Source organism: Aquimarina celericrescens (assembly GCF_042682765.1).
Lineage (GTDB): Bacteria > Bacteroidota > Bacteroidia > Flavobacteriales > Flavobacteriaceae > Aquimarina > Aquimarina celericrescens.
This window is the reverse complement of sequence record NZ_JBHUHY010000004.1, coordinates 251,161-270,576: the sequence shown is the minus strand read 5'-3', so window position 1 is coordinate 270,576 and position 19,416 is coordinate 251,161. Positions and strand designations below refer to the sequence as shown.

The 19,416-nt window shown below is 34.8% G+C and carries 18 protein-coding genes; 10 read left to right on the top strand and 8 right to left on the bottom strand.

Annotated elements, in window-relative coordinates; genetic code table 11:
* Positions 1-74: 74 nt before the first annotated feature.
* The 5 genes from ACFSJT_RS08250 to ACFSJT_RS08230 all read left to right on the top strand — a co-directional run bounded on the left by ACFSJT_RS08250 (position 75) and on the right by ACFSJT_RS08230 (position 6,636).
* Positions 75-2,999: a tetratricopeptide repeat protein gene (locus tag ACFSJT_RS08250; protein WP_378319778.1), complete on the top strand. Its 2,925-nt coding sequence runs from the start codon at positions 75-77 to the stop codon at positions 2,997-2,999.
* Positions 3,000-3,173: 174 nt separating this feature from the next.
* Entirely contained in the window at positions 3,174-3,851 is a 678-nt protein-coding gene (locus tag ACFSJT_RS08245) for a glycerophosphodiester phosphodiesterase (RefSeq protein WP_378319777.1), read from the top strand.
* Entirely contained in the window at positions 3,848-5,062 is a 1,215-nt protein-coding gene (locus ACFSJT_RS08240; RefSeq protein WP_378319776.1) for a BaiN/RdsA family NAD(P)/FAD-dependent oxidoreductase, read from the top strand. Before ACFSJT_RS08245 ends, ACFSJT_RS08240 begins: the two co-directional genes overlap by 4 nt.
* A gap of 154 nt (positions 5,063-5,216) precedes the next feature.
* Positions 5,217-5,774, top strand: coding sequence for a DUF1697 domain-containing protein (locus ACFSJT_RS08235; RefSeq protein ID WP_378319775.1), 558 nt, complete (start codon positions 5,217-5,219; stop codon positions 5,772-5,774).
* Positions 5,775-5,847: 73 nt separating this feature from the next.
* Positions 5,848-6,636: a hypothetical protein gene (locus ACFSJT_RS08230; RefSeq protein WP_378319774.1), complete on the top strand. Its 789-nt coding sequence runs from the start codon at positions 5,848-5,850 to the stop codon at positions 6,634-6,636.
* Between the two features lie 138 nt (positions 6,637-6,774).
* Here ACFSJT_RS08230 and ACFSJT_RS08225 read toward each other — a convergent pair whose 3' ends face one another.
* Both ACFSJT_RS08225 and ACFSJT_RS08220 read right to left on the bottom strand, forming a co-directional pair.
* Positions 6,775-7,344: a TetR/AcrR family transcriptional regulator gene (locus tag ACFSJT_RS08225; protein WP_378319773.1), complete on the bottom strand. Its 570-nt coding sequence runs from the start codon at positions 7,342-7,344 to the stop codon at positions 6,775-6,777.
* Positions 7,345-7,372: 28 nt separating this feature from the next.
* Positions 7,373-7,846, bottom strand: a complete 474-nt coding sequence (locus ACFSJT_RS08220) for a TspO/MBR family protein (protein WP_378319772.1) — start codon at positions 7,844-7,846, stop codon at positions 7,373-7,375.
* 104 nt (positions 7,847-7,950) lie between these two features.
* Here ACFSJT_RS08220 and ACFSJT_RS08215 point away from each other — a divergent pair, with 104 nt between their 5' ends.
* The 3 genes from ACFSJT_RS08215 to ACFSJT_RS08205 are packed head-to-tail and all read left to right on the top strand — an operon-like array spanning position 7,951 to position 10,939.
* Positions 7,951-9,033 (top strand): diphosphomevalonate decarboxylase, encoded by a 1,083-nt coding sequence (locus ACFSJT_RS08215; protein WP_378319813.1) that lies wholly within the window; start codon positions 7,951-7,953, stop codon positions 9,031-9,033.
* A 49-nt stretch (positions 9,034-9,082) separates the two neighbouring features.
* Positions 9,083-10,018, top strand: a complete 936-nt coding sequence (locus ACFSJT_RS08210; RefSeq protein ID WP_378319771.1) for a mevalonate kinase family protein — start codon at positions 9,083-9,085, stop codon at positions 10,016-10,018.
* Between the two features lie 12 nt (positions 10,019-10,030).
* Positions 10,031-10,939: a geranylgeranylglycerol-phosphate geranylgeranyltransferase gene (locus ACFSJT_RS08205; protein WP_378319770.1), complete on the top strand. Its 909-nt coding sequence runs from the start codon at positions 10,031-10,033 to the stop codon at positions 10,937-10,939.
* A 66-nt stretch (positions 10,940-11,005) separates the two neighbouring features.
* On the opposite strand, the gene ACFSJT_RS08200 is transcribed toward ACFSJT_RS08205, so the two are convergent.
* Positions 11,006-11,353 (bottom strand): hypothetical protein, encoded by a 348-nt coding sequence (locus ACFSJT_RS08200; RefSeq protein WP_378319769.1) that lies wholly within the window; start codon positions 11,351-11,353, stop codon positions 11,006-11,008.
* Between the two features lie 448 nt (positions 11,354-11,801).
* On the opposite strand from ACFSJT_RS08200, the gene ACFSJT_RS08195 reads away from it, so the two are divergent.
* Both ACFSJT_RS08195 and ACFSJT_RS08190 read left to right on the top strand, forming a co-directional pair.
* Positions 11,802-12,758, top strand: a complete 957-nt coding sequence (locus ACFSJT_RS08195; RefSeq protein WP_378319768.1) for a carbon-nitrogen hydrolase family protein — start codon at positions 11,802-11,804, stop codon at positions 12,756-12,758.
* 48 nt (positions 12,759-12,806) lie between these two features.
* Positions 12,807-13,643: a pseudouridine synthase gene (locus ACFSJT_RS08190; RefSeq protein WP_378319767.1), complete on the top strand. Its 837-nt coding sequence runs from the start codon at positions 12,807-12,809 to the stop codon at positions 13,641-13,643.
* Here the strand turns inward: ACFSJT_RS08190 and ACFSJT_RS08185 are convergent.
* The 5 genes from ACFSJT_RS08185 to ACFSJT_RS08165 all read right to left on the bottom strand — a co-directional run bounded on the left by ACFSJT_RS08185 (position 13,624) and on the right by ACFSJT_RS08165 (position 19,394).
* On the bottom strand, positions 13,624-15,021 hold the full coding sequence (locus tag ACFSJT_RS08185) for an MptA/MptB family glycosyltransferase (RefSeq protein ID WP_378319766.1): 1,398 nt from the start codon (positions 15,019-15,021) through the stop codon (positions 13,624-13,626). The two genes, ACFSJT_RS08190 and ACFSJT_RS08185, sit on opposite strands and share 20 nt — an antisense overlap.
* Positions 15,022-15,023: 2 nt before the next feature.
* Positions 15,024-16,496, bottom strand: coding sequence for a cellulose synthase family protein (locus ACFSJT_RS08180; protein ID WP_378319765.1), 1,473 nt, complete (start codon positions 16,494-16,496; stop codon positions 15,024-15,026).
* Positions 16,496-17,188 carry a glycosyltransferase family 2 protein gene (locus tag ACFSJT_RS08175; protein ID WP_378319764.1) on the bottom strand — a complete coding sequence of 231 codons (693 nt, stop codon included), beginning with the start codon at positions 17,186-17,188 and terminating at the stop codon, positions 16,496-16,498. The genes ACFSJT_RS08180 and ACFSJT_RS08175 overlap by 1 nt, the downstream gene beginning before the upstream one ends.
* 3 nt (positions 17,189-17,191) lie before the next feature.
* Entirely contained in the window at positions 17,192-17,671 is a 480-nt protein-coding gene (locus tag ACFSJT_RS08170) for a toxin-antitoxin system YwqK family antitoxin (RefSeq protein ID WP_378319763.1), read from the bottom strand.
* A 124-nt stretch (positions 17,672-17,795) separates the two neighbouring features.
* Complete coding sequence (locus ACFSJT_RS08165; protein ID WP_378319762.1) at positions 17,796-19,394, bottom strand: 4Fe-4S binding protein; 1,599 nt, start codon at positions 19,392-19,394, stop codon at positions 17,796-17,798.
* Between the last annotated feature and the right edge of the window lie 22 nt (positions 19,395-19,416).

The following is a 19,416-nucleotide window of genomic DNA, read 5'->3' as shown; positions in this document are numbered from 1 at the left end:
ATAAAGTTTCTGAAAGTCAGTGGCGTAATGAAAAGTTTGAAAAATCATTTAATAATGCTCAAAAAGTAGTAGAGTTGAGTGATTATTATCTGCCAAATGAAAATATAGAAAAAGCTTTTGCTTATGATAATATTGGAACCGTACTTTTTTTTCAAAGAAAATATGATGAGAATATTTCGTTTTATTTAAAATCCTTAAAGATAAGGAAGGAAAAATTTGGTAAGGATCATCCAATTATATTTCAATCATATTTTAATTTAGGTCTCACATATTATAGAAAAGAAAAGTATGATAAAGCACTGTTTTATCTTTTTAAATCCATTTCAGATCAAGCTATAAAATCGAACATCAAAGAAAAAAGCATAGCTAAATCTAATGAAGTTATTGGAGATGTATATAGAGCTAAAGGAGAATTTAGTCAGGCTATAAATTATTATGAAAAAGGATTGGGGGTATTTAAAAAAAACCCCGGAGCATATGATAATGAAGTATTACGTATGTTAGGAAGAATAGGTATTTGTTATAAACGAAAAGGGGAGTACGATATTGCTTTAGATTATTATCAAAAAGCAATTACGATTAGTGAACGGAATAATATATCCAGCGGCAATTTACATAATAATGTCGGAGTCGTTTACAAATATAAGGGAGAATATGATAGAGCATTGCTATACCTAAAAAAAGGATTAAGAATAAACCTTATTATTTATGGAAAGAATCATCCTTATGTAGCTCTTAACTACAATAATATTGGAAATATATATAGATTAAAACGGAATATTGATGAGTCTTTGAGGTATTATGAGAAAGCAATAAAAATAAGATTAGGAGTATTGAATAAAAATCACTCGGATATTGCATATTCCTATAACGATATTGGTATATTATATCAAATTCAAAAGAAATATAATAAATCGCTAACATATCTTATGCAATCCCTTATGATACGGAAAAATCTATTTGGGGGAAATCATCCTGAGATAGCTGATTCTTTTGAAAATTTAGCTATGGTTTATTTTAACAAAGATGATTCTATGTTGGCATTACAGAATCACCAAAAATCGTTAAAAATACGATTGAAAATTTTCGGAAAGCGTCATCCAAAAATAGCGCTCTCCCATAACAAAATAGCCCAAGTCCATTTTAAAAAAAGTGATTTCAAAAAAGCACTAATCAACTACGAAAAAGCAATAAACACCAATCTTATTCCAAATACAGAAAATAAATCTTTTAATTATAATATCTTATTATCTTCCATACAAGGCCAAGCCAAAACCTACGAAGCTTTGTATAAACAAAACAGCAATATAAATAATCTCAACCAAGCTATAAATACCTATCAAAAAGCAGACACCATTATCAATCAAATCCGCCAAAGTTTTACCAACTATCAAGACAAGGTTACTTTTGCCAAAACGGCCAAAGAAATCTATCAGGGAGCCATTGCAGTCCAGTTGTTACAATACAAAATAGAAAAGAATCCAAAATTACTAGAGCAAGCTTTTTATTATGCAGAACGTAGCAAGGCTAATACCTTAAAAGAATTATTAAATGATGCCAATGCCAAAGCCTTTGCAGGACTACCCAATGAGGTGGTAGAGTTAGAAAAAGAACTACGAATAGATCAAGCTTTTTATCGGTCCCAAATCACCAAAGAGTTGTCTTCTAAAAAAACGGATTCTGTAAAAGTTACCAATTATGAGAGTCGATTATTCGATATTAGTAGGCGACAAGACTCGTTAATCGAGGTATTAGAAAAAGATTATCCTAAATACCACCAACTTAAACATAAAAACAAAATTAGTACGGTAGCAGCTATTCAAAACAAGCTTGCCAAAAACAAGACTGTAATCGAATTTTTTACCTCAGATAGTAGTACCTATGCTTTTACACTATCAAAAGAGAGGTTGGCGGTTAGAGAGATGGTAACGCCAAAACTTAAAGAAAAAATAGAAGATTTTCGCAAAACCATCACATCAAAAAATCTTACAAAATATAAAGAAAATGCTCATGACCTGTATCAACAACTCATGGCTCCAATTGCCGATCAATTAGCAGGGGATGAACTCATCATTATACCCGATGGGCCGTTATGGTACCTTAATTTTGATCTGTTGTTGACTCAGAACAATGCCTCAAACAATCCAAAAGAGTTGTCGTACCTGCTTAAGGACTATGCTATTACCTATGCCAACTCGGTTAATTTATTGTTTAATAGTACACCTACAAATCAGGAGATCCAACAACGGGAAGAGTGTTTGGCATTTTCATTTTCAGATAGTACCAATGTAATCGACAGCCAAAGTATGAGTTTGGCCACGTTAAGAGATGCAGGAGACGATTTACCGGGAACCCGTAAAGAGATCAGAGCTATTTCTGAGATTATCGATGGGCAGTATTATTATGGATCTGAGGCAATAGAATCAAATTTTAAGAAAAATGCCAGTCGATATAGTATTTTACACCTGGCACTGCATGGCGAAGTAGATAACGACCGCCCAGAGAATTCACGATTATATTTTACAAAAACTAAAGATACTTTAGAAGATAACTTCTTGTATGGTCATGAGTTGTTTGCTTTAGATATTCCTGCAGAGCTTACCGTATTGAGCGCGTGCAATACGGGTACGGGTAAAATTGCCAAAGGAGAAGGGATCATGAGTTTGGGCAGTGCTTTTCAATATGCCGGGACCAAAAGTTTGTTATTGAGTAGTTGGGAGGTGTCTGATCAAACGACGCCAGAGTTAATGAAGTATTTTTATCGTAATTTGAAAGAGGGCATGAACAAAGCCAAGGCATTGCAACAAGCCAAATTACAATACCTGCAAACCGCCAATATTAATAGAATCCATCCGTTTTATTGGGGAGGATTTTACTTGGTTGGGGATACTGCTCCTATTCAGTTTACAAATGATCTGACTTTATATTGGGTGTTGGGAGCACTGCTGTTGTTGGTTTTATTGGGAGGTGTATTTTGGTATCGAAGAAACCCCCGATAGCCATCTTTGAATACATTTTGGATCCCAGCCTGCGCTGGGACGACAAAATACGCTTTCTAGGAAAGGTTTTCTCAAAACAATAGTATAATACCACGCCATAAACAAACCCTCGAAGCGTTAATCCTGTAGGTTCTGGGGACATATTTGTTTAATTTTGTATATAAATTTTAGCGAATGAAAATATTCGGTCATCGTGGTGCTGCAGGTCTTGTAGCAGAGAATACATTAGCCTCTATCGCAGAAGCTTTAATTCATCCTATAGACGGTATCGAGATAGACGTGCATTGTTGTAAATCGGGAGAATTAGTGGTGATTCATGATGAAACGTTAGACAGAACAACTGATGGCCATGGGAAGGTTACCGATTATACCTTACAAGAGCTAAAACAATTTAAAACCGTAGAAGGGTTTTTCATACCGACCCTGGATGAGGTGTTGCGTCTGGTCGATGCGCGATGCACACTTAATATCGAATTGAAAGGAAAGGATACTGCATTACCAACCTTGAAAATAGTTGAAGAATATATCGAAAAGACCGATTGGGATTATGATCATTTCATCATCTCTAGTTTTGACCATTCGCAGTTGTTTGATGTAAAAAATAGCTCTTCAAAGTTTAAAGTAGGGGTGCTTACCGAAGAGAATATTACCAAGGCATTACCTGTTGCAAAAAAACTAAAAGCATTTTCAATACACCCACCAATACTTACGTTAACTAAAGATGAAGTTATTCTTGCACAAGAATACGGGTATAAAGTGTATGTTTGGACAGTAAATAAAGAAATGATGATTCGCAAATTAAAAAAATGGAATGTTGATGCCATCATCACAGATTTTCCGAATTTTGCATGATGAACTATGATCTTATTATAGTTGGTGGAGGTGCTGCCGGATTTTTTACAGCAATCAATGTTGCTGAAAATAATTCTGATCTAAAAATCGCCATTCTAGAAAGGGGAAAAGAAGTCCTGTCTAAAGTACGTGTGTCTGGTGGCGGGCGCTGCAATGTCACTCATGCCGAATTTATACCTAACGAATTGAGCAAAAATTATCCCCGCGGAGAAAAAGAGCTTAAAGGACCTTTTCATACTTTCATGACTGGTGATACGATGGATTGGTTTGGTCAGCGCGGTATCGAATTAAAGATTGAAGGCGATGGTAGAATATTTCCGGTTTCAGATTCTTCACAAACCATTATTGATTGCTTTTTGTCTGAAACCAATCGATTAGGTATCGAAGTACTTACCAATCATGCCGTAAAAAGTTTTCAGCAAGAAAATGAAGTTTGGGAGGTTAACACCAGTCAAGGGGATTTCACAACAACAAAATTAATGATCGCAACGGGTAGCAATCCAAAAATCTGGAAATTACTTCAGAAATTAGGACACGAAACTGTTAATCCGGTTCCGTCTTTATTTACGTTTAATATCAAGGATCCAAGAATTGCAGCTTTGCCAGGGGTAGTAACCAATGCAAGGGTGAAGGTCGAAAACTCAAAATTAATTAGCCAAGGGCCTTTATTAATTACACATTGGGGAATGAGCGGCCCTGCCATTTTAAAATTATCAGCCTGGGGAGCCATAGCATTGAATGCATTCGACTATCATTTTGAAATTAGAGTAAACTGGCTTCCACAGTATTCGCAACCCGAGGTGCTGGACCAATTGAAAGAATTAAAAAACAGCTATTCGAAGCAACAAGTATATACATATGCCCAGTTTGAATTGCCTAAAAGGCTCTGGCAGAGTTTGATCATAGCTTCTGGTATTAAAAAAGATACGCGTTGGGCAGATATAAATAAAATTCAGCTTCAAAGATTATCAGAAGAACTTACGCAAGGAATTTTTCAGGTAAATGGGAAGAGTACATTTAAGGAAGAGTTTGTAACTGCCGGCGGGATTAACCTTAAAGAAGTTAACTTTAAGACGTTTGAGAGTAAGTTATATAAGAACCTATACTTTGCAGGAGAAGTATTAAATATTGATGCCATTACTGGTGGCTTTAATTTTCAAAATGCCTGGACTAGCGGTTTTATTGCTGCACGGGCAATTGCTAATAAATAGCTATTTAGAGCTCCTTGGGGAGAAGGTTAGCGCTTGTGCTGAAATTGTTTCAGTAATGAGGGGAAAGAAGTTCATGTAACATCATCACCTTAATCCTCTTTCTAAACAGAGACGAAACCTAAAATTGTTTCAATAATATCGTACAACATAAAAAATGAAAACATATATCGCATTACTTCGGGGAATTAACGTTAGCGGACAGAAAAAAATCAAAATGGTCGATCTGAAGACTATGTTTGAAAATCTTGGTTTCACATCGGTAACCACCTATATTCAGAGTGGTAATATTGTTTTCAAAAGCGATAAAGAAGATATTGATTTCCTTGGCCATCGTATTAAAGAAAGAATTTTGGAAACCTTTGGATATGATGTCCCAGTGCTAGTGCTTACTCCAAAGACATTGAAATCAATCCATCAAAAAAATCCGTTTTCTAAAAGAATTATGAGTGGGGAAATCGAAGAGAAAAAGATGTATTTTACGTTGTTAGGCAGTGCACCAGAGACTATAAATCCAGAAACGTGTATTGCCACATCTTCAGACGGAGAAGAGTTTGTGATAACCAAAAATGTAGTGTATTTTTTTGCCGCCAATGGTTACGGAAAAACGAAGCTGAACAATAATTTCTTTGAAAAAAAACTGAAATGCAGCGCTACTACCAGAAATTTAAAAACCCTCATTAAATTACTAGAAATAAGTAAATCAAATTCATAAATAGCACTAGTTTAATTCGTTATTTTCATTAAAATTTTATATATTTAGAAGTTAAACTAGCACCTCACTAATTATGAAAAAAATCACCTACTTCCTTCTCTTTGTTTTTCTATTAAGTAACTTACATCATGGATATGCTTCTGGGGATAAAGATCCGGTAAAACAGTTATTTATGGATTATATTAATAAGATGAATGCGCTAAATCAGGGTACTCAAAAAGAAGATGTGTTAAATTTATTTGATGAAAAATATAACGGAAATACGGTCTATGTCAATTTATCTGGAGCATTGATCAGGAAGAATTACAGTAAAAAAGACATTGCTTCTCAATTAGATGATATCATCAATGATGATAATTATAAATTTAAGCTTATTCTGGATAAAATAGTTTTTCAGACGCAAAAGGAACGAGCAGGAACTATTTCTGCAGTGATTAATTTTGAATCGTATATAGATAAGAAAATAGCAGAAAAAGGAACTATTCTTATGGATGTTGTCGCGATTCGAGTAAATGCTGGGTGGAAGATCGTACAAAACAATATGGTACGGGTTTCTGAAGCAAAAGATATTGGAGAATGTGTATGTTATGTATATGGAAAAGGAACTACAAAATTTGTTACTGAAGTGTACTTCCCATCAGGACTGGAATACAGCCAGGAATTTGATTCATTTCAGGTGACTTCAAGGGATGATAAGCGAATCATCAAGTCTGATAATAACGAGTTTTATTGGAGTAGAGATACCGGAAAACTTACGTTTAAAGGAAGTGAGATCGGAAAGGCTGATGAAGCTAGAAAAGCAATAGAATATGTATTAAAAGATTTGTATAAAGAATCTTGTGTAAATATTGTATTTAATTAAGAATCATCTATAATTGTCAAACTAAGTCTGTCGAAGTTTTAAATCTATAGCATACGAAATTGTCTTCGACAGACTTTAACTGATAATATTTAGTTATTACACTGTAGGACTAGGATCGTGTAACAATTAATTTAAAATCTAAATAATCGTTGTATCCTTCAAAAAACCCCGCCAAGAGATTTCGATAGCTTGATTAATATGCTTTTCCTGAAGTTTTATCTGTTCGTTTTCATGAATTTTTACAAGGGAGACCACATTTCCAAAAAATAGCTCTTCCATAACTAACGTATTGTAGGATTTAAACACTTTTTGCTTAACTCCCTTCTTGAAATATTCTTCAATTTCATGATAATATTCCCTGGCTTTATCTTTTAAGGATTGTGGGATTTCTGGAGATCGTGCAATTTGTTCAGAAAATATAAAAGCGAGCGGATTATTCACAAAATAGTAAAACAGGTTTAACCACATTACAGTAAACTGTTTTTTGATATCGTCTTCGGGTATATTACGCATCACTACCGTTCCAAAGTCTTGAGTGAGCATCAAATATAACTCGGTGATAATTTCTTCTTTATTCTTAAAATGATGATATACGGTACCATTTGCTACCCCAGATTCTTTAATGATTTGTGAAAGAGAAGTAGCACCGATTCCTTGTTTGGTTATTAATTCTAGAGTAGTCTGTAAAACTATTGCTTTTTTACTCATAAAAAGTGAAATTCCTTATTCTAATAATTTAATTTAGTTGCCATATTCCAAAATTCAATGCAGTCGCAAAAGCAACCCAAACAACATAAGGGATAAGTAGGTAAGCGGCAATACTATTTACAATAGTAAACCATTTAATTGTAAATAGCAACAGGATAAACAGGGCGATTATATCCAGTAATGCAATTAGCGGATTTTGCAATCCAAAGAAAAAAATGGACCATGCAGCATTGAGTAGCAATTGAAACCCAAAATGATATAACGCAGTTTTGACCCATTTATGATAAAAGCCTTTACTCCATACAATTCCGGCAGCAATACCCATCATAATATATAAGATAGTCCATACGGGCGCAAAAATCCAACTAGGTGGGGTAAAGGAAGGCTTTTTTAAATTAACATACCAGGTATCAATAGAGGTCTGAGTAGCGATACTACTTAAAAAACCTACTAATAGACATACCATAACGGCAATACTGATACGAATTAACCTCTTTTTCATTAAAATAGATTAGTGCAGTACTAAAATAGCAATTTATTTTTACTACCCATATGTCTAAATAGCTTATACGACCTATATTTGCTTTAAAATATTGTATTACTATGATGGACTATCCTGAGTTTATTTCGCCTATGATTTCAGAACTACCTGTTGAAGGAGTAATAACATGCACCTCGCCCAGCAACATAGCATTGGTGAAATACTGGGGTAAACGACCTGTGCAGCTTCCTGAAAATACTTCAATTAGTTTTACGCTTGATGGATGTAAAACCACGACAAGTCTGACATATAAAAGGCGAGATACGATTGCCGAAGATTTTGATTTTGAACTTTTTTTTGAGGGGAAATTAAAACCAGATTTTAGGCCAAAAATCAAAAACTTCTTTAGAAGGATAGAAGAATATCTTCCTTTTTTGAAGCAATATACCTTTACGATAGAAACTAGTAATACATTTCCGCATAGTAGCGGGATTGCGTCATCTGCCAGCGGAATGAGTGCTTTGGCATTTTGTTTGATGCAATTAGAGAAAAAGATACACCCTAAAATTACTAATGAAGTGTTTATTAAGAAGACTTCATTTCTGGCCCGGTTAGGTTCTGGAAGCGCATGTAGAAGCCTAGAGGGACCCATTACCGTTTGGGGCGAACATAATGATATAGAGGGAAGCAATGACGCATTTGCAATCAAATTTCCTTATGAGATTCATTCAAATTTTGAGGATTATCAGGATACTATTCTATTAATTGATAAAGGAGAAAAACAAGTCAGTAGCACTGTTGGTCATGATCTTATGCATGGTCATCCATTTGCTGCGAAACGCTTTGAGCAGGCTTCAGAAAATAGCATCAAACTTAAAGAAATATTGACTTCAGGTGATTTGGATGCTTTTATCGAAGTGGTAGAAAGTGAAGCACTTACCCTTCATGCAATGATGATGACTTCTTTGCCTTATTTCATTTTAATGAAACCCAATACACTATCTGTTATTAATAAAGTTTGGGAGTATCGTAAAAATACAGGCTCTAAATTATGTTTTACATTAGATGCAGGAGCAAATGTGCATTTACTATTTCCTTATTCAGAAAAAGAAAAGGTTTTGGAATTCATTAACAGCAAGTTAGTTGCATATTGCCAGAATGGACAGTATATTTGCGATAAAATAGGATTGGGTGCAAAATTATTGTAACTTTATCCTAGTACGGAATACAAATAAGGTATAATTACATCAAAAAATAATGAAGGGACCCCTGTTTTATTCAAAAATATTGTTGTTTGGAGAATATGGTATTATTAAAGATTCTAAAGGTCTTTCGATTCCTTATAATTTTTTTAAGGGAGCCCTTAAGGTTTCTGAAACACCAGATAGGGAAGCTATAAAATCCAACAATAATCTCAAAGAGTTTGCAAAATATCTTGAAGAGATCCAGAGTAAAGGTGTTGTAAAATTTGATTTGAAAAAACTACGTGCAGATATAGACGCCGGAATGTATTTTGACAGTAGTATTCCCCAGGGATATGGTGTAGGGAGTAGTGGTGCTCTGGTTGCTGCTGTATATGATGAGTATGCTTATGATAAAATTACCGTACTAGAAAATCTTACAAGGGATAAGTTATTGAAGCTTAAAGAGATTTTTGGAGCAATGGAATCTTTCTTTCACGGAAGCAGTTCTGGATTAGATCCTTTAAATAGCTATTTAAGCCTTCCTATTCTTATTCACTCAAAAGACAATATAGAACCAGCAGGAATCCCCTCACAAAGTGTTGAGAACAAAAAGGGAGCAGTTTTCTTATTAGATAGTGGTATCGTGGGTGAAACTGCACCAATGGTTAGCATTTTTATGGAAAACATGAAGCAAGAAGGTTTCCGAAGCATGCTCAAAAATCAGTTTGTAAAATACACCGATGCCTGTGTGGATGATTTCTTAAAAGGGGACGTGAAATCTTTGTTTTCGAATATAAAAGAACTTTCTCATGTGGTTCTGGATAATTTCAAACCAATGATTCCTAAACAATTTCATAGTTTATGGCAAAAAGGGATTGAAACCAATGATTATTATCTGAAATTATGTGGCTCTGGTGGTGGAGGTTATATTCTGGGCTTTACACAAGATTTTGATAAAGCACAAGCTTCTCTTAAAGACTACAAATTAGAAGTTGTTTACAATTTTTAAGAAGCATTTCCTATGCTTACCAGAAAAAACAAACTCATTCTTCTTAAATTATTGAGTTTATTTTCTGTAGTAAGAGGCTACAATATTCTTATCATTGTCTTAGCGCAATATCTTACCTCTATTTTTATTTTGGCACCCCATATTCGATTAAGAAGGGTCATTCTGGATCCCAATCTTTTTGTTATAGTTTTAGCTTCTGCTGGGGTAATTGCTGCAGGCTATATTATTAATAATTTTTATGATAAAGAGAAAGATCTGATTAATCGACCACAGAAAACTATGCTTGACCGCTTGGTAAGTCAACAAACAAAGCTAACGGGATATTTTATTTTAAATTTCCTCTCGGTAGTCTTGGCAAGTTATGTTTCTTTTAGGGCAGTTCTTTTTTTCTCACTATACATCTTCGGAATTTGGTTCTATTCCCACAAACTGAAGAAATATCCTATTATTGGAAATATGATTGCTTCCATTCTGGCTATCACCCCATTCTTTGCGGTATTTATTTATTACAAAAATTTTGATGAAGTTATTTTTGTACATGCTACTTTTTTGTTTTTAATGCTAATGATTAGAGAGATGGTAAAAGATTTGGAGAACCTAAAAGGGGACATGGCTCAAAATTATAAAACCATCCCTGTAGTTTACGGAGAATTAGCTTCAAAACGAATAATAAGTGCCTTTATTATAGCTTCCGGGATTCCTATTTATTTATTATTAACCAGATATGAAATCGGTCTTATGTACCTTTATTTTTATGGATGTTTAGTGCTTCTATTTTTGTTTTTAGGTGCACTATGGATGTCTAAAGCAAAAATACATTATGTCTGGTTGCATAATATTTTAAAGCTAATTATTGTTGTAGGTACGTTAAGTATTGTTCTTATTGATGTTAATATGATTTTGGATAGAATTCTTTGGTAAAAAAAGGAAGAACAGCCATAATATCATATCATGACTGCTTTATCCATTATAAAGTGGCTAACCCAACTAAACATTCTTAGGTCTTTTAATAATTAAAGTAAGGTTGTAAATTCTATTTACGTTTTTTACTTTTTCAATTGTTACCTTCTTATAGTTGAGTCGTGATTTTATGTAATCAATTACAAGATCTTTTTCAGAATCTACGATTAATACCACAATTTCTCCTTTTTGATTAAGTGTAAACTGAATATCGGCTGTAAGCTCTTCTTTTTCAACCTTTATTTTTGGGTTCTTTAAAAGGTGGGCAACTTCATTTCTAAGGTGTTCATCCATCTCTATAGGGTTGTTATTTGAGGCAAAACCTTGGCCAGACCCTAATACTAAAGCAAAAAATAATACAATTAACTTTTTCATTTTTTCTGTTTTAAAGATTTGAGTTTTAAAATGTAATTTGTTTTAATTTTATAAGTCAAATGTAGCGTAGCGCGTCTCATTTTTTCTGTTTTCCACTTTATTAGAATGTGTTATCACGATTACTTTTGAGTTAAAATGAATAGGTTTTAACGTAAATTAAACTTTGAATGAAACATACTTTTTATATGTTTACTTTCTGGAAATAAAGATAGAAAGGATGATGTGTTGATGAATCCCTATGAATTGAATCAGATTATTAGAGATACTTAGTTTTTTATTCATCCCTATGTTAAGGCAGGGTTATGAAATGCTTTTTTAAATCATTATTTTTTTGAGTTTAAGGGGGGATAATCAATTTTATAAATGCTAACTTTTTGTTAATCAAAAGATTTGATTTTTCTAAACGCATCTAATACCTGAAATAAGAATATTTATTATCATTACGTATATGAAAGATCAATTATTGACTGTTGCACTTGCACAGATTTCTCCGGTTTGGTTGGATAAAAATGCTACTCTGAAAAAAATTGAAAACTCTATTACCGAAGCTGTTTCTCAAAATGCTGAGTTAATTGTGTTTGGTGAAGCTTTGTTGCCCGGATATCCTTTTTGGATATCGCTAACCGATGGAGCTCAATTTGATAGTGCCATTCAAAAAGAATTGCATGCACACTATGGCCAAAATGCTGTGATTATTGAGAACGGGGACTTGGATTCTATTTGTGAGCTTGCTGCAAAACATAAAATTGCTGTTTATTTGGGTATCATAGAAAGGCCATTAGATCGTGGGGGACATAGCCTATATGCTTCTTTGGTATATATTAGTGAAGCAGGAGAGATTAAATCGGTTCATAGAAAGCTACAGCCCACTTACGAAGAACGATTAACCTGGTCGCCCGGTGATGGAAATGGTTTGATTGTACATTCACTAAAAGCATTTACCCTTGGGGGCTTAAATTGTTGGGAAAACTGGATGCCCCTACCCAGGGCGGCACTATATGGACAAGGAGAAAATTTACACATTGCTGTCTGGCCTGGTAGTGACTACAACACTAAAGATATTACGCGTTTTATTGCGAGAGAATCAAGATCTTATGTTATTTCTGTGTCTAGTTTAATGAGAAAAGAAGACTTCCCGGGTGCTACGCCTCATCTCGACGAAATTCTAAAAGAATCTCCTGATATTTTAGGAAATGGAGGATCTTGTATAGCAGGTCCTGATGGAGAATGGGTGCTTGAACCAGTATTGAATAAAGAAGGACTTTTAATCGAGACCTTAGATTTTAATCGCGTATTGCAAGAGCGCCAAAATTTTGATCCGGTGGGTCATTATTCGAGGCCAGACGTTACGCAATTACACATAAATAGACAGCGGCAAAGTACGATTTGGTTTGACAAAGAATAATTGTAAAACGTATGTAGTAATCGATTATCTTTGCACAAAATTTATGATATGAGTCGTGGAGATAATTCTCGAGGAGGAAAAAGTAGCAAAAGACAAGGAAAATCAATAGTTAAACCGATTGGGAGAAGGGATACGCCCGCAAAAAAAGTACAGAATAGTCCTAAAAAGATTTCAAATCCTGATGAGATACGACTTAATAAATTTGTAGCTAATTCTGGAGTTTGCTCTCGTCGGGAAGCAGATTTGTATATTCAAACAGGTAGCGTTTGGGTAAATGGAAAACCGATTACTGAAATGGGATATAAGGTGAAGCTAACCGATGAGGTGAAGTTTGACGGTCGCTTAATTACCCCAGAAAAAAAAGAATATATTCTTCTTAACAAACCCAAGGGTTTTGTAACAACGACAAGTCCAGAGAAGACCAAAACGGTTATGCAATTGGTAGCAAATGCTTCTAAAGCCAGGTTAAAACCAGTAGGACGCTTAGAACGTAATACCACAGGGTTACTACTATTTACCAATGATGTATATCTTGAAAAGAAATTGACGCATCATAAAAGTGGGATTCGTAAGATTTTTCATGTAGAGCTGGATCGTAATCTGAAATTTGAAGATATTGAAAAGATCAAGAATGGAATCAAACTTCAAGAAGGATTTATTCAAGTTGATGATATCTCATATATAGAAGGTGCATCAAAGAATGAAATAGGTGTGCAATTACAATCTTCAAAAAATAACATCATCCACAAACTTTTTGAGCATCTTAATTATGATGTGATCAAATTAGACCGAGTAATTTTTGGAGGATTGACCAAAAAAGATCTTCCTCGTGGTCATTGGCGTAAACTTACCGAGCAAGAAGTAATTAATTTGAAGATGTTATAGGCATCCTTTTTGAAGCTTTAGTATTTTTGTAAATTTCCCAACTCAAAACTGTAAAAACGCTAATATACTCTAATCCTACCATCCATAAATTCTCTTTAAAATCAGGATGTAGATATGCTGTATAGCTTAAAATGATCACAAATGACCATACGATCGGGAATTTGTAGTTGGTAAATATACAAAGCGATAAAGGTACTGCTATATACCATGGATGTACTGTAGTCGATAAAAAATAGTAGGTGCAAATACCAAGAACCATTGCAGTGATCAGTTGTGGTGTGGCTCTATTTTTTCTGAAGAACGTTAACGCTAAGAGAATGATAATGGTCACCAGAGGTAAAATCTTTCCGGCAGTTTCAATAACATTCCATCCCACGATTTGATACCCAATCCAGCGAATGACAAAGAAAATACTGGCGTTAAATTCAAAAGTTTGAAACCAAAGTGTGATCGTTCTTTTAAAGTTATGAAAAAACTCTCCAGACAAAAAAGGAGCAAAAGTCAGAAAAACGGTGAATACTACAATACTGTAGAAACCTATCAATTTTGGTAAACCCAACGTTAGGCTTAACTTGTTGAACCCTCCATTTTTATTCATCACAAACTTCTGAAAGAATAGTGGTAAAAACAATAACGGTATTAGTTTCACCGAAACTGAAAGCCCTAACATAATCCCAGCCCAGTACCAGTATCCTTTATGCAAAAGATATATTGACCAAATAATGAAAAATATCATTACCGCTTCAAAATGAAGGTTTCCGGTAAGCTCAATAATAATGAAAGGATTTAAAATGTACCAAAAAATCTGTTTTTCTGGCAGGTTCATCGCTTTCAACAACTTCTTTCCGAAGAAAAAAGTACCTATATCGGCCAAAATAATGAGGGTTCGTAATACCACAGCCGATCCCAAAATACTTTTGCCAGCGAATAAAGCGGCGATAAAATAGCATAACTGACTTACAGGGGGATAATTCGTATAATGACTTCCGTTTAACTCTCCCATACCCACATACAATTCTTGCGCTTGTGCGATAGGAGCATTTCCTTGTGCAATCCAAACTTCTGGTAGCGATAAATAAGGGTTATATCCTTCCAGCAACATTCGTCCGTCCCAAATAAATCTATAAAAATCTTGTGATAAATTAGGAATGGCAAATAGGAAAACTAATCGAAATAATAATCCGGTAGCAGCTAGTAGTTTCCAGTTATTAGGGTTGAATTGAATGATTTTATAGGATACAATAAATAATGCAGCCCAAAGGGTTATTATTTTAGTAAAATCTGTACGATCCAACTGATACGCAAAACTCCAGTAAAAAAGAACACCAATAAAAAGGAAGAGTATGGAAAATCTATGATGTTTCCATTGTGCTAACATTACTACAGTTTTGAGGTAACCGATTTAAGGAACACAAATCCAAATCCTAAGAATAGCATGATATGAAATAGGAATAATCCAAAATCCTGTAATTTGAATGCACTATACAAAGCAAAACCAAAATAGGCCATTAATAACGCTTCTATAATCGTGTTTCCCGATATATTTTTGCTAACATACTTATTACCTTTCCAAGAGTCTTTTAAGGTATTAATATTGAACTTTGGAGTACGTACAAATTCACTTTTCTTTCCAAAATGACCCTCTAATACCGCCATAGAGTTATGAACAGAGAATCCCATTGCAATAGAGAAAAAAGTAAAGAACATTTTGATATATTCCATAAAGTTCCAGAAACCTTTACCATGTATTTTCTTGAAGGTATGCCAGTAACAAAAGAAAAATATCACCGTGCTCAATGCAAAAAATGCAATTACGTTGAAGTACCAACTAAACATCGGGTTGCTGTTCTTTATGTACATTACAGGAACACTTAATATTGCCACAAGCAGTACCAATAAGAACATACTGCTGTTTAACAAGTGAAAGAAACTATGAAATTTGGTCTTAAAAGGAACTGATTTATCTCTAAGTAATTTCCAGTACAGCTTTTGAAAGTTCTCTGCTGCGCCTTTATTCCATCTAAATTGTTGTGAACGTGCAGCACTAATCACCACTGGTAATTCTGCGGGAGTTTCTACCTCTTCAAGATATTTAAACTTCCACTTTTTAAGCTGTGCACGGTAGCTTAGATCCAGGTCTTCTGTAAGTGTATCCCCTTGCCAGTTTCCGGCATCTTCGATACATGTTTTTCTCCAGACACCAGCAGTACCATTAAAATTAATAAAGTGGTCTTTATAATTACGGCCTACCTGCTCCATTGTAAAGTGAAAATCCAGGGCAAATGCCTGAATTTTGGTAAGCATCGAATAGTCCCTGTTTATATGCCCCCATCGGGTTTGAACCACTCCAATATTTTCATCCTTAAAATATGGAATAGTCTGTATGAGCCATGTTGCACCCGGAAGAAAATCTGCATCAAAAATTGCAATATAATCTCCTTTGGCGATTTTTAACCCTTCTTTTAGAGCACCCGCTTTAAAACCGGTTCTGTCTTTACGTTGTATGTGCTGAATATCCAGGCCTGTTTCTTGAAGCTTTTTGATATGAGCTGCAGTTGTGATAACTGACTCATCTGTAGAATCGTCTAATACCTGTATTTCTAGCTTGTCTTTTGGGTAGTCTAACTCTGCAATGTTATCCAATAAACGATCCATTACGTACAGTTCATTAAATACAGGTAACTGCACAGTTACATAGGGAATCTCTTCTTGCTTTGAAAAATCAAAAGTGGGTGAATTATCGGGTTGCTTTCGAGCTTTTAAATAATTAACAAGTAGATTCAGTTGGGCCAGACTATACATAAATATAATCAATAGGGCCAATGTGTAGGTTATGATGATAGCAATATCCATTATGAAAAGCTATATTTAAAAATCCAACTTAAAATCTTAACGCCTGCAAATATAGCACCTTTTATGGTTCCTGAAACTTTTGAGACACCTATTCTCTTTTTGTAGCGAACAGGAACTTCAGTATAGCTATAACGTTTCTTTAACACTTTCAATTGCATTTCTACCGTCCAACCGTAGGTTTTATCGACCATACCCAAGGATAGCAATGTGTCATATTTAATTGCTCTAAAGGGGCCAAGATCAGTAAATTTTGCATTAAAAAAAAGTTTCATTAAGCTGGTAGCCAACCAATTTCCGAATATTTGAGGAAAAGTCATTGATCCTGATTCGCGTAACCTTTTCACTCTAGAACCAATGACCATGTCTATATCGTCATTTACTATAGGAGCGACAAGCTTGGTAAGCTCCTGAGGGTAGTCACTATAATCACCATCCAGAAATACTACAATATCAGGTTTGGGATCCTTAGAAGCTATATATTCCATACCTTTCAAACAAGCATAGCCATATCCTTTTTGAGGTTCTTGCAGTACGGTCGCACCAGCCTTTTTTGCAACACTTTCAGTAGTATCTGTAGAATTATTACTCACTACGATAACTTCAGAAACGATATTTGGTATTTCTTTAATCACATAAGCAATAGACTCTTCTTCGTTAAAAGCAGGGATAATAACTTTTATTATTGGAGGCATATTTTATAGGGAAGCATTAGGATTATCTCTTTTAAAACTAAAAACATCGGTCCACTCGCCGGTTTTTTTATCATTACTGTATCGTTCAGCTTTAAAAAGTTTATGGTTTCTATACAATAAGCAATATCCTTCTTTTTTATTGTTTTTGTATTGATACTTTCTCGTAATTCGAGCCGCAATATCGTAAATAATCCACCATTTTTCAGCTTTATTGTTTATAAAATGCCCTTCCTTAAGCAATTTACCTTCGGTAGAATAAAAATACCAATATCCATCTTTATGGTCATTTTTGAAATGTCCTTCATGTGATACTTGACCATTTTCGTGATAAAAATACCAGAAATTAACTTTGGCCTCGCCCAATTTCCAACCTTCTGATCTTAATTTTCCACTAGGGTAATAGTTATGATGATAGTTTTTTTGAGAAAATGTCAGATTTACTGAAAAAGCTACTAATACTACAAGAAATGACTTTTGCATCATAACAATCACTTTATATCGTCTTTTAGACGAATCTAACCAGAGATACTAACAAAGTTTTTAAAGTGACTAAAATTAAAAACGCCGTATCAATGTCGAGATAAGGCGTTCTGTAGCTTACAGACGGTTATTTTTGATTAACGTAATTCATAAGATCTACATCATTGCCTAACAATATTTCGTTGGGATTAATTCTACCGTCTAATTTGTCGTTTTCTAATTTAAGCACACCTCTAGGGCATACCGCAGCACAAATACCGCAACCCACGCAGCTTGATCTTACAATATTCTCACCTTTCTGGGCATACGAACGAACATCGATTCCCATTTCGCAGTAGGTGGAACAGTTTCCGCATGAAATACATTGACCCCCATTGGTTGTAATTCTAAATTTAGAAAATAGACGCTGCTGAAAGCCTAAAATGGCAGCCATAGGACATCCAAATCGACACCAGACACGATTTCCTAAGATGGGATAGAAGCCTGTGCCGACAACGCCAGAAAATATCGCACCAATCGCAAATCCATAAGTAGATCTCAAGGTTTCAGCCTTAAGAATGAAGATTTTTCCATCGCCGCTCAAAAAGTGAATTCCGAAGAGCACAGCAAGGATTACGAAATATCCTATAGCCCCGTATTGTGCATCTTTGGCCAGTTCTTTTCTTTTAAAGATCATAACTCCCGCAAAAACCAGTGTTAAAAATGCTGCAACACTTATGAGGAATGACTTTTTGGTAAGCCAGTATTTAGAAGAGTCATCGCCCAAATAACTATGAACAACAGCCGTAGTCATGACTACTACAAACACCAAAACTGTATGAATTAACCAGCGCTCGATTCTCCAGGCACTTAGCTTTTTACTGGAAAGTTGTCTAAACGAATCTCCGGCAGTTTCGGCTAACCCCCCACAGCCGCATACCCAAGAGCAATACCAGCGTTTTCCAAATTTATAAGTAAGGATGGGAGTGATGATAAAAATAGAAGCTACTCCAAAAATTAGTAATGCAAGTCCTATATTACCAGCACTTAAGAAATCGTTTATTCTATACTGTTCGAAGTTGTAATAATTTAAAGGCCAGATGTTTTTTAGGTCATAGTAGGGTAACGAAAAAGTCTCTGAATTTAATCTCGCCATAAACTCTGGTATCAAAAATGCAAACCCCAGCTGAAAAAACATAACAGATCCCGTACGAATTTGCTGGTATCGATTATGCCTGTATTTTAAAATAAACTTATAACCAAAGGCCAGAATAGCAATAGTATACAAAGTACCGTATACAAACCATTGACTTGCCGGGTTACCACTAAGCAGCCTGCTCAATGGATCAAATAATGCTACCAATCCCGTATTAGGTTCTCCATTTGTACCCAGACCAAGCAATTCTGCATAAAAATACAAAACCACATAAAAAGCGGTTAACCCTACACCGGTTAGCCAACCTACAAGACCTCGCGAAGAAATAGACTTGAACCAGACTCCGTCATTTTTGATTCCGGCTAGCTTTGTTAAATAGGCATCGTTGGCGAATACTATAGTACCTAATGTAATCAAACCTAAAGAAAGTGATAGAAAAACAGGTTTGTTAGGCAAGGTAGTATTAAACAGGGCTAAAACCAGAATAAAAAGTCCGATTAAGCCTATGGCAGACGCAATTTTTTGTTTTGTACTAAGTCCTTTGGGTTCAGGACTGGCAAGAGACATACTATGATTTAATTTATTGCTCATTTTTTATCTTTTTAGTCTTTGA